This is a genomic window from Streptomyces olivaceus (assembly GCF_000721235.1).
Taxonomy (GTDB): Bacteria; Actinomycetota; Actinomycetes; order Streptomycetales; family Streptomycetaceae; genus Streptomyces; species Streptomyces olivaceus.
Genome location: NZ_JOFH01000033.1, coordinates 60,957 through 71,603, shown reverse-complemented (window position 1 = coordinate 71,603; position 10,647 = coordinate 60,957). Strand labels below are relative to the sequence as shown.

The window sequence follows — 10,647 nt, the reverse complement described above, 5'->3', positions numbered from 1 at the left end:
TCGCCGGCTTGTCGACGACCGGCAGCATCTCCTTCGGAGTGGCCTTGGTCGCCGGCAGGAACCGGGTACCGAGCCCGGCCGCGGGAATGACAGCCTTGCTGATCCTGGGGTGGGACTGAGTCATGCGCGCCACCATATCCGGTGCCTATAGGGAGAATCTGTGACGCCGGACCCCCGGTGCTCATATGAGCAGAATAGAGCGGTACGGGAGTGACCATTGCCTCACATCGACCCTGCGAACGGCCCCGGCAAGCGCGCCCTGCGACGGGATCTCCTCGCCGCAAGGAACCGGCTGACTGCCGCTGACGTGCGGGAAGCGGCGGACGCGCTGGCCGCCCGGGCACTCGGCATGCCGGAGGTCGCGGGGGCGCACGCCGTGGCGGCCTACGTCTCGGTGGGCGCCGAACCGGGCACCCTCGCGCTCCTCGACGCGCTGCGCGAGCGGGGGGTGCGGGTGCTGCTGCCCGCCCTGCTGGCGGACAACGACCTGGACTGGGGCGAATACGCCGGAACCGACTCCCTCGCGCGCGTGCGGCACGGCGGGCGGATGGAGCTCTTCGAGCCCGCCGGCGAGCGGCTGGGGCCGGAGGCGGTGACGGAGGCGGACGTGGTGCTGCTGCCGGGGGTCGCGGTGGACGGGCGCGGGCTGCGGCTGGGGCGCGGCGGCGGCTCCTACGACCGCGTGCTCGCCCGTCTGGAGCGCGCGGAGGCGTATCCGGCGCTGCTGGTGCTGCTCTACGGCCGTGAGGTGGTCGCGCACGTGCCGGCCGAGCCGCACGACCGGCCGGTGGACGCGGTGGTGACGCCCGCCGGAGTGCGCCGGTTCCGCTGACGCACGACGGACGCCGGCGCACGGCTCGGGCGACGCGAAAACGGCCTCCACGCGCGCGTGGAGGCCGTTCTCGCGGATCAGCGGGTGCCGGCTACGGCTTGAGCACCAGCGTGTCGCTCGTGCTCTCGTCGACCGCCTTCTTGGAGAAGGACCACGGCAGCAGCTCGCCCTTGGCCCACTTGTCCGTCTGGTCGGTGTAGTGGGCGCTGTAGGCGTGTCCGGAGGCGCCGGTGAGGTTGATCCACCGGGACTTGTCGAGGTCGCCGAGGTTGACCACCATCCGCATGGACGGCACCCAGATCACCCCGTAGCCGCCGGCCGCGTTCCAGCCGGAGGCGTTGACCGCGGCCTCGCCGCCGCTGAGCTTCCACGGGCCGCGGTTGAGGGCGTACTTCAGGAAGCCGGGGCCCTCGGTGCCCAGGGTCTGGTTCTTCAGGAACAGGCGGTGCAGCCGGCCCCAGTTCCAGGAGTCGATGTCCTTGCCGAGCTTGGCGGTCAGCTCCCAGCGGGCGTCGACCATGGCGCGCTTGAACAGGTCGTCCCGGTTCTTGTCGGCGCCCTTGCGGGTGCCGTACTCGGGCGTGCTCCACCAGTCGCTCTTCGGGTCGTCCAGCAGGGTGCGGACCACCTCGAACCAGCGGTCGCCGCCGTCCGGCTGCGCCTGGTCGGCGTCGCGCTGGCCGCACTCGTAGACCTTGTTCGTCGCGTCGGCCGGGCCGGTGGTGTTGACCGGGTCGATCCACAGGCACTGGCCCTTGACCCGCAGCTCCTTGGGCAGCTTGTTGCCGAAGGCGAGCTTGAGGATGTTGCGCCAGACGGCGTTGAAGTAGGCGGCGGCGGCCGAGTCGGCGTCCTGGGTGTAGTCCCAGCCCTCCAGCAGCTTCTGGGCCTCGCGGACGTCCTTGTCGGCGACGTCGATCTTCAGCAGCTGGGGCACGAGCAGCTTGGCCATCTCGCTGCTGTTGTCCAGCTGCATCTGCCGCATGTCGTCGGTGGAGATCTTGCCGCCGTCCTTGATCTTCTGCTCGATCAGGGAGGTGATGCGCTGGCTGCGGGTGCCGTAACCCCAGTCGGTGGTCAGCGTGTACGGGTAGCTGTCCTCGTCGACGACCGCCTGGTTGGCGGTCACGATGTAGCCGCGCTCCGGGTCGTACTCGTGGGGCAGCTCGTCCTGGTCGATGTACTCGCCGGTCCAGCGGAACTTCGGGTCCCAGCCCGGGGCCGGCACCGAGCCGTCGTGGCCCTCGGCGCGCACGGGGAGCTTCCCGGGCAGGGTGTAGCCGATGTGCTCGCTGTCGGCGTAGACGAGGTTCTGCGAGGGCACGTCGAACAGCGTGGCCGCCTCGCGGAACTCGGACCAGTTCTGCGCCCGGTCGATCGCGAAGACGGCGTCCATGGTGGTGCCCGCGTCCAGGGCGGTCCAGCGCAGCGCGACGCCGTAGCCGTCGCCGCGGTCGGGGGCGGCGGTCTCGACGGTGGCCTTCTTGCCGGTCTTCACCAGTTCGTCGTCGCGGTCCGAGAGCAGCGGACCGTTGTTGGTCTCGCGGACGACGATCTTCTTGGAGTCCCCGCCGGCGACCTTGATGGTCTCCTCGCGCGTCTCGAAGGGGACCACCTTGCCGTCGTACTGGTAGCCCTCGCCGGTGATCTTCTCCAGGTAGAGGTCGGTGACGTCGGCGCCGGAGTTGGTCAGGCCCCAGGCGATCTCCTGGTTGTGGCCGACGACCACGCCGGGCATGCCCGCGAAGGTGTATCCGGCGACGTCGTAGCGGCACTTGTCGGAGACGGTCCGGCAGTGCAGCCCCATCTGGTACCAGACGGACGGCAGGGACGGCGACAGGTGCGGGTCGTTGGCCAGCAGCGGCTTGCCGGTGATGGTGTGCTCGCCGGAGACGACCCAGGAGTTGGAGCCGATGCCGTTGCCGTTCACGCCGACGGCGGTGGGGACGTCGTCGAGGACGTTCTGGAGGCCCGCGAGCTGGCCCTCGAGGTCACTTCCCGCCCCGGTGCCGGTGCCTGCTCCCGTACCCGTGCCTGCTCCCGTACCGGATCCCGTGCCCGTGCCCGTACCGGCTCCCGCTCCCGTACCGGATCCCGTACCCGTGCCGGAGTCGCCGTCCGAGGAGCCGCTCCCGTCGAAGGTCTGGGTCAGCTCGTCGTACTGGCCCTCCTGCACGATCGCCTTGTTCCGGTCGTACGGGTACGCCGGGTACAAGTCGGCGATCTGCTTGGGGCCGAGCCGGCTGGTCATCAGGGCGCGGTCGACCTCGTCCTGCATGTTGCCGCGCAGGTCCCAGGCCATCGCCTTGAGCCAGGCCACCGAGTCGACCGGCGTCCACTCCTGGGGCTTGTAGTCGTTGGTGAAGCCGAGGGCGGCGTACTCCAGGGAGAGATCCGCGCCGTCCTTGCCCTTCAGGTAGGCGTTGACGCCCTTGGCGTACGCCTGGAGGTACTTCTTCGCGGAGTCCGACAGCTTCTCGTCGTACTCCTTCTTCGCCACCCGGTGCCAGCCCAGGGTGCGCAGGAACTCGTCGTTGCCGACCTGGTCCTTGCCGAACATCTCCGACAGGCGCCCGGCGGTCATGTGGCGCCGCACGTCCATCTCGTAGAACCGGTCCTGCGCCTGGACGTAGCCCTGCGCCATGAACAGGTCCTCCTCGGAGGAGGCGTAGACCTGCGGGATGCCGTATCCGTCGCGCTTGACGTCCACCGGGCCCGACAGGCCGTCCAGCGTGATCGAACCCTTGGTCTGCGGGAAGGAGGCGCGGACGGTACTGACCGACCAGTACCCCCCGAAGACGAGGCCGCCGACGACGGCCAGGACCAGCACCACGACGAGCAGCCGGCCCTTGCGCCCCTTCTTCCTGCCGGACGTGCCGGGCTGCTGACCCGTGGAGGCGGTGTTGTTGGGGGGCATCGCTGTCCTTGCTGTCCTAACACGAGCGGCAGGGGCGGGCTGTGCTTCGTACCGGGGCGGAGCGCTGAGCGCCGAACGCTGGAGCAACTCTAGGCGCAGCCCCGGCTGCCCCTTGACGCGGAGTCGGGTACGGCGACGTACGAGCGTTCGATCTTGTCAGGACAGGCGTCAAGAAAGCGTCAAGAGTTAGGTAAGGTAACGAAGTAGTTGTCCGCGGAGCACGGCGGCTCGTGTGCCATGGGGAGGCCGCTTGCGTCATGGAGGCGGCCTCCGTCACGGAGGCCGCCTCTGCGGGTGGGGAAGGCTCCCGCCCGCCGTACGGGCGCGTTCGCCCGTGCTGTGATCCGTGCTGTGCGCCAGGGAAGGGAACGGCCGCTGACTGTCCACCACCTCAACCAGCTCCTGCTCGTCTGCTCGCTCGTCCTGCTCATCGCCGTGGCGGCGGTCCGGATCTCCTCGCGCAGCGGGCTCCCGAGCCTGCTCGTCTACCTGGCCATCGGCGTCGCCATGGGCCAGGACGGCATCGGCGACATCAAGTTCGACAACGCCGAACTGGTCCAGGTCATCGGGTACGCCGCCCTGGTCGTGATCCTGGCCGAGGGCGGTCTCGGCACGAAGTGGAAGGAGGCGAAACCGGCGCTGCCGGCCGCCTCCATGCTGGCCCTGGCCGGAGTCGCGGTCAGCGTCGGCGTGACCGCGACCGGCGCCCACTACCTGACGGGGCTGGAGTGGCGGCAGGCACTGATCATCGGGGCGGTGGTGTCCTCCACGGACGCCGCGGCCGTCTTCTCGGTACTGCGCCGGATCCCGCTGCCCACGCGCATAACGGGCACCCTTGAGGCCGAGTCCGGCTTCAACGACGCCCCCGTGGTCATCCTCGTGGTCGCCTTCTCCACGGCCGGCCCGATCGAGCACTGGTACGTGCTGCTCGGCGAGATCGCCCTGGAGCTGGCCATCGGCGCGGCCGTCGGGCTCGCGGTGGGCTGGCTGGGCTCCTGGGGCCTGCGGCACGTGGCCCTGCCCGCCTCCGGCCTCTACCCCATCGCCGTCCTGTCCATCGCCGTCACGGCCTACGCGGCCGGTGCAATGGCCCACGGCAGCGGCTTCCTCGCCGTGTACCTGGCCTCGATGGTCATGGGCAACGCCCGGCTGCCGCACTGGCCCGCCACCCGCGGGTTCGCCGACGGGCTTGGCTGGCTCGCGCAGATCGGCATGTTCGTGCTCCTGGGCCTGCTGGTGACCCCGCACGAACTGGGCGACGACATCCTGCCCGCCCTGGTCATCGGCCTGGTGCTCACCATGGTGGCGCGGCCCCTGAGCGTCGTGCTGTCCCTGACGCCCTTCCGGGTGCCGTGGCAGGAGCAGGCCCTGATGTCCTGGGCCGGACTGCGCGGAGCGGTGCCCATCGTCCTGGCCACCATCCCGATGGTCGAGGGCGTCACGGGCAGCCGGCGGCTCTTCAACATCGTCTTCGTCCTGGTCGTCGTCTACACCCTGGTCCAGGGCCCGACCCTGCCGTGGCTCGCCCGCAAGCTGCGGCTGGGCAAGGGGGAGGAGGCCGCCGACCTCGGCATCGAGTCGGCGCCCCTGGAGCGGCTGCGCGGCCACCTGCTCTCCGTGACGATTCCCGAGGGCTCCAGGATGCACGGCGTCGAGGTCAGCGAGCTGCGGCTGCCGACCGGTGCCGCCGTCACCCTGGTCGTGCGCGACGGGACGTCCTTCGTGCCGCTGCCGACGACGGGGCTGCGGCGCGGTGACGAACTTCTCGTCGTCGCCACCGACCCCGTCCGCGACGCCGCCGAGGCACGGCTGCGCGCGGTCGGCCACGGCGGCAAGCTGGCCGGCTGGCTGGGCACGGGAAGCAGCGGAAGAAAGTGAGGCCCAATGTCCCGGAAGGGGGGACGGCCGGGGGCTGAGGGCGCGCTGGGCGTACCGGAGTAGGGCGGCGGCTGGGCGTACGGGCACGGAGGCCCGGGGGCGGCCGGACGTACGGAGGAGGGCGGCGGCTGGGCGTACGATGGGTGCGGCACCTGATCGAACCAACTCTGCCTGATGCAGGGCTGGCGCGACCGTATGGCGGCCGGGACGCCCTCCTCCTTCGCAATTTCCGCGCACGGGCTCCGGTATCTACCGCAGTCCGCGCAAGAGGACAGCTCTCGGCGCCCCCGCGCGGCGAACGGCCGCGCGACGGACCGCGTCACCAGGCGGCAGAAAGGCACGGGCCGTGGAACCCACGGTCACTCCCTCGCACCCCGCGTTCACCACCGGGTCTGACACCGCGTCCACCACCGGGTCGGACACCGGGTGGAGCACCGAACCGCACACCACGTCACAGCGCGGGTCGAGCGCCCCGTCGCGTTCCGGGTACGGGCAGCTGCTGCGCACCCGCGGCGCCTGGACGTTCCTGCTCCCCGGCTTCGCGGCGCGCCAGCCGTTCGCCATGCTGACGCTGTCCATCGTGCTGCTCGTGCAGCACACCACCGGCTCCTACGGCGCCGCAGGCGTCGTCGCGGCCGTCACCGGCGTCTCCATGGCCCTGTTCGCCCCCTACAGCGGCCGGCTCGCCGACCGTCACGGCCAGCGCGCCGTCCTGCTGCCGGGCGTCCTCGTGCACGCGGCGTCCGGCCTGGCCCTGACCGCCCTCGCGCTCTCCGACGCCCCGCTCTGGCTGCTGTTCGCGGCCGCCGTGCCCACCGGGGCCTCGGTACCGCAGATCGGCCCCATGGTGCGCGCCCGCTGGGGCGTCCGGCTCGGGGACTCTCCCCTGATGAGCACCGCGGCGGCCTTCGAGTCCGTCACCGACGAGCTGACCTTCGTCCTCGGCCCGCTGCTGGCGACGGCCCTGTGCACGGCCGTCGACCCGGCCGCGGGCCTGGTCACGGAGGCCGCGCTCACCCTGGTGGGCGGTTTGCTCTTCGCCGCGCAGAGGAGCACCCAGCCCGTTGTCGGCGGCGTCGGCGACGGCCACGCGCGCGTGGAGCACGTTTCCGCGCTGCGCGTCCCCGGGGTGCGGGTCCTGATCGCCGTCTTCCTGGGCATCGGTTCCGTCTTCGGCGGCATGCAGGTGTCGCTGGCCGCGTTCACCGAGTCGATCGGCGAGCCCGGTCTGAACGGCGTCCTGTACGGCGTCTTCGCCGCGGGCAACATGATCTCCGGCCTGGCCTGCGGGGCCATCGCCTGGAAGGTGGCCCCGCAGCGGCGCCTCCTGGTCGGCTACACCGCCCTGGCCCTGACCGCGTCCGGCCTGTGGGCCGCGCACTCGGTGCTCGTGCTGGCCGGTCTCGGACTGCTCGTCGGCATGTGCGTCGCGCCCGCGATCGTCACCGGCTACACGCTGGTCGAGGGCCTGGTCCCGGCGGGCGCCCGCACCGAGGCCTTCACCTGGCTGACCGGCGCGGTCGCACTCGGCCAGGCGGCGGCCGTGACGGTCTCCGGCCAGCTGGAGGACCGGTACGGGGACGGGGCGGGCTTCCTGGTGCCGATGGGCGGCACGGTGCTCGCGCTGGCGGTCCTGCTGGCGCTGCGGTCGCGGCTCGCTACCCGGCCCCACGGGCGTACGGTCGCACGTGGTGTCGGTCACCGCGCGCCCGCCGCAGTGGACTGATCCCGCGGAATAGGTCACTATGGACCGTCGTTAGCACTCATCGAGTGAGAGTGCCAGGAGGAAGTCACAGTGCCGACGTACCAGTACCAGTGCACCGAGTGCGGCGAGGGCCTCGAGGCGGTGCAGAAGTTCACCGACGACGCCCTCACCGAGTGCCCGAACTGCCAGGGCCGCCTGAAGAAGGTGTTCTCGGCCGTCGGCATCGTCTTCAAGGGGTCCGGCTTCTACCGGAACGACAGCCGCAGCAGCTCGTCGAGCAGCTCGCCCGCGGCGTCGGGCTCGAAGTCCGGGTCGTCGTCCGCCTCTTCGTCCTCCTCGGACTCGGGCTCGTCGTCCTCTTCGGGGTCGTCCTCTTCGTCCTCGTCGGGTTCGTCCTCGTCGGGTTCGTCCTCGTCGGGTTCCTCGGGCTCCGGCTCGTCGGGCTCCGGCAGCTCCTCCGCCGGCAGCACCGCCGCCTAGGAGCTGTTCCCCCGCGAGGGCCTCGCGCGGACTCTGCGGACTCTGCAGTGAGTTCCTTCCGTGGACGTGTTCCGCGCGTTCCTTCCGTGGACTCGTCCCGCGAGTTCTTACGAGACCCTGTCGTCGTCCGGCGGCAGGGTCCTCGGCGTTTCCGGGGCGGTTAGGGTCGGGGCCATGGCGAACAAGGTGAAGGCCGAGAACGCGGGTGCGGAGAACGTGCGGGCCGAGATCGGTGTGATCGGCGGCTCCGGTTTCTACTCGTTCCTCGACGACGTGACCGAGGTCGAGGTGGAGACCCCGTACGGGCCGCCCAGCGACTCTCTCTTCGTCGGCGAGGTCGCCGGCCGGCGGGTCGCCTTCCTCCCTCGGCACGGCCGCTCGCACCATCTGCCGCCGCACCGGATCAACTACCGCGCCAACCTGTGGGCGCTGCGCTCGGCCGGGGTGCGCCAGGTGCTCGGCCCGTGCGCGGTCGGCGGCCTGCGTCCCGAGTACGGGCCGGGCACGCTGCTGGTGCCGGACCAGTTCGTCGACCGTACGAGCTCCCGTCCGTCGACGTACTTCGACGGGCTGCCGACGCCCGACGGGACGGTGCCCAACGTGGTGCACGTGTCGCTGGCCGACCCGTACTGCCCCACCGGACGGTCCGCCGCGCTGAAGGCGGCCGGGGGGCAGCAGTGGGAGGCCGTCGACGGCGGCACCCTGGTCGTGGTCGAGGGCCCGCGGTTCGGTACCCGCGCGGAGTCCCTGTGGCACCGGGCCCAGGGCTGGTCGGTGGTGGGCATGACCGGGCACCCCGAGGCGGCGCTCGCCCGTGAGCTGGAGCTCTGCTACACCTCGCTGACTCTCGTGACCGACCTGGACGCCGGCGCGGAGACCGGCGAGGGGGTCTCGCACGAGGAGGTGCTGCGGGTGTTCGCCGCCAACGTGGACCGGCTGCGGGGCGTCCTGTTCGACACGGTGGCCGCGCTGCCGGCGACCGGGGAACGGGACTGCCCGTGCGGGTCGGCCCTGGGCGGGACGGACCCGGGGATCACGCTGCCGTAGCGGGGACGGGCCCGGGACCGCGCCCCCGTGGCGGGGACGGGCCCGGGACCGCGCCCCCGTGGCGGGGACAGGCCCGGGGACCGCGCCCCCCGTGGCGGGACGGGCCCGGGGACCGCGCCCCCCGTGGCGGGACGGGCCCGGGACCGCGCCGTCGTAGCGGAACGTCCTGTTCGGGTGACGGAGTTGTCCACAAGCGGCCGGTGGTCCACGGGCTCCGGCGGGCCTCGGCGAAAAGCCTCATGGTGGGAGCGCAAGCCGGTCCGCCGGCACAGCTCGTCACAGGTGGTGCTCCCTCATGTCCCGTTCCGCCGTCGCCGCTCCGTACTCCTCCCCCGCGTCGTCCCTGCCGCTGTTTCCGCCCGGCAGCGAGGCGCCGCCCACCTGCGAGGTGCCGCACTTCGCCCCGGTCCGGGTGCGTGGCGGACGCGGCCGGCTGCACCGGCTCGTACGGCACCGGCGGCGGCTCCTGGCCGCGGGGCTCGTCGTCACCGCGGCGGCCCTGGTGGCGGCGGGCCCGCACTCGGAGGCCGGCGAACCGGACACGCGGCGGGCCCGCGGACATCCGGTGGCCGAGCCGGTACCCGAGCGGCAGAGCACCCGGTTCGTCGCGGCGCCGGTGCGGATCTCGGACGCGGCCACGGTGCGGCTGCTCAGGCCGGGTGACCGGATCGACGTCGTCTCGACCGGCGACGGCGGCACGGGCGGCACCTCGGTACTCGCCCGCGGGGTGCGGGTGACTGAGGTGCCCGAGCCGGTGGCAGGGGCGGGGGCGGCGGCTGACGGGGCGCTGGTGGTCGTCTCGGTGCCGCGTGAGACGGCTCACCGACTGGTCGGCGCGGGTACCACGGCACGGTTGGCGGTGGCCCTGTGCTGACCCTGTCAAGTCGCCCGTTCGAGGGATCGGATTGGACAGGACGGCCCACGACTGTCGTAGGTTGCGGAACGTTTGGTTCCTACACCTGTTCAAGCGAGGAGTGCTCCCACCGTGAGCGAGAAGAGCGAGCCGAGCATCTGGGACGGCTTCAAGGCCTTCCTGATGCGCGGAAACGTCATCGACCTGGCGGTGGCGGTCGTCATCGGCGCCGCCTTCACCAAAATCGTCAATTCGGTGGTGGAGGGGGTCATCAACCCCGTGGTCGGGGCGCTGGGCACGCAGAGCCTGGACAGCTACAGCTCCTGCCTGAAGGGCCCGTGCGAGGGGACCGGCGACAGCGCGACGGGCGTGCGCATCCTCTGGGGCTCGGTCCTGGGCGCCACCCTCACGTTCCTGATCACGGCTGCCGTCGTCTACTTCCTGATGGTGCTGCCCATGGCGAAGTACCTGGCCCGCCAGGAGGCCCGGCGCAAGGCGAAGGAGGGCACCGAGGAGGTCATCGAGGTCTCCGAGCTGGAGGTCCTCAAGGAGATCCGCGACACGCTGCTCGCGCAGCGCGGTTCCACGACCGGCACGGCGTCCGACCGTCCGGCCACCGGTCAGGACGGCCCGGGCACCGGTCCCGACCAGCCGGGCTCGGGTCCCGGCCGCTCCTAGCCGAGCCGGCCGAGGAGCGACGCGGACCGGCCGGCGCGACCCGAGGCCGGTGGACCGCTCGGAGCGGTGGCCGCTCAGATGTGGTGGGGCGGCTTCTCGTCGAGGAAGCGCTTCAGGTCGGCCGCGCTGTCGCCCTCGGGCCGCTCGCCCCAGCCTCGGTCGGTGTCGTCGGAGGTCTGCTGGTCCAGCGGATCGTCGAAGACCAGCGCCGGCCTGGGCGCGCGGGGCTCGGACTCGGGGGTGCTGCTCATGCCTCC

General features: G+C 71.9%; 9 protein-coding genes and 1 pseudogene. 7 read left to right on the top strand and 3 right to left on the bottom strand.

The genetic code is table 11. The features are described from left to right. Positions 1 to 124: pseudogene (locus IG94_RS42090) on the bottom strand (UTP--glucose-1-phosphate uridylyltransferase); the annotation flags it as partial. Between the two features lie 93 nt (positions 125 to 217). Between IG94_RS42090 and IG94_RS0130525 the strand changes: the two are divergent. Then, positions 218 to 832, top strand: coding sequence for a 5-formyltetrahydrofolate cyclo-ligase (locus tag IG94_RS0130525; protein WP_031044554.1), 615 nt, complete (start codon positions 218 to 220; stop codon positions 830 to 832). 91 nt (positions 833 to 923) lie between these two features. Here IG94_RS0130525 and IG94_RS0130515 read toward each other — a convergent pair whose 3' ends face one another. Then, entirely contained in the window at positions 924 to 3,749 is a 2,826-nt protein-coding gene (locus IG94_RS0130515; protein ID WP_031044552.1) for a penicillin acylase family protein, read from the bottom strand. Positions 3,750 to 4,100: 351 nt separating this feature from the next. Between IG94_RS0130515 and IG94_RS0130510 the strand changes: the two genes are divergently transcribed. From IG94_RS0130510 to mscL, 6 genes are all read left to right on the top strand, one after another. Beyond that, complete coding sequence (locus tag IG94_RS0130510) at positions 4,101 to 5,627, top strand: potassium/proton antiporter (protein ID WP_372457645.1); 1,527 nt, start codon at positions 4,101 to 4,103, stop codon at positions 5,625 to 5,627. Between the two features lie 496 nt (positions 5,628 to 6,123). Beyond that, on the top strand, positions 6,124 to 7,353 hold the full coding sequence (locus tag IG94_RS0130505) for an MFS transporter (RefSeq protein WP_052410936.1): 1,230 nt from the start codon (positions 6,124 to 6,126) through the stop codon (positions 7,351 to 7,353). 69 nt (positions 7,354 to 7,422) lie between these two features. Continuing rightward, the gene (locus IG94_RS40925; RefSeq protein ID WP_031044543.1) at positions 7,423 to 7,812 is read left to right on the top strand and encodes an FmdB family zinc ribbon protein; all 390 of its coding nucleotides are present in this window, start codon (positions 7,423 to 7,425) and stop codon (positions 7,810 to 7,812) included. Positions 7,813 to 7,986: 174 nt separating this feature from the next. Then, a complete protein-coding gene (locus IG94_RS0130495) occupies positions 7,987 to 8,859 on the top strand; it encodes an S-methyl-5'-thioadenosine phosphorylase (RefSeq protein ID WP_031044540.1) in 873 nt (290 codons plus the stop codon). Between the two features lie 295 nt (positions 8,860 to 9,154). Next, on the top strand, positions 9,155 to 9,733 hold the full coding sequence (locus IG94_RS0130490; RefSeq protein ID WP_031044536.1) for a hypothetical protein: 579 nt from the start codon (positions 9,155 to 9,157) through the stop codon (positions 9,731 to 9,733). A gap of 111 nt (positions 9,734 to 9,844) precedes the next feature. Then, complete coding sequence (gene mscL, locus IG94_RS0130485; RefSeq protein WP_052410934.1) at positions 9,845 to 10,390, top strand: large conductance mechanosensitive channel protein MscL; 546 nt, start codon at positions 9,845 to 9,847, stop codon at positions 10,388 to 10,390. A 74-nt stretch (positions 10,391 to 10,464) separates the two neighbouring features. On the opposite strand, the gene IG94_RS42085 is transcribed toward mscL, so the two are convergent. Then, positions 10,465 to 10,641: a hypothetical protein gene (locus IG94_RS42085; protein ID WP_107060738.1), complete on the bottom strand. Its 177-nt coding sequence runs from the start codon at positions 10,639 to 10,641 to the stop codon at positions 10,465 to 10,467. Positions 10,642 to 10,647: the final 6 nt, after the last annotated feature.

What these genes read in the sequence shown, in the direction of transcription:
- IG94_RS0130515 (WP_031044552.1), bottom strand. Translation starts at nt 3,749, where the DNA reads ATGCCCCCCAACAACACCGCCTCCACGGGTCAGCAGCCCGGCACGTCC.
- IG94_RS0130490 (WP_031044536.1), top strand. Translation starts at nt 9,155, where the DNA reads ATGTCCCGTTCCGCCGTCGCCGCTCCGTACTCCTCCCCCGCGTCGTCC.
- IG94_RS0130495 (WP_031044540.1), top strand. Translation starts at nt 7,987, where the DNA reads ATGGCGAACAAGGTGAAGGCCGAGAACGCGGGTGCGGAGAACGTGCGG.
- IG94_RS42085 (WP_107060738.1), bottom strand. Translation starts at nt 10,641, where the DNA reads ATGAGCAGCACCCCCGAGTCCGAGCCCCGCGCGCCCAGGCCGGCGCTG.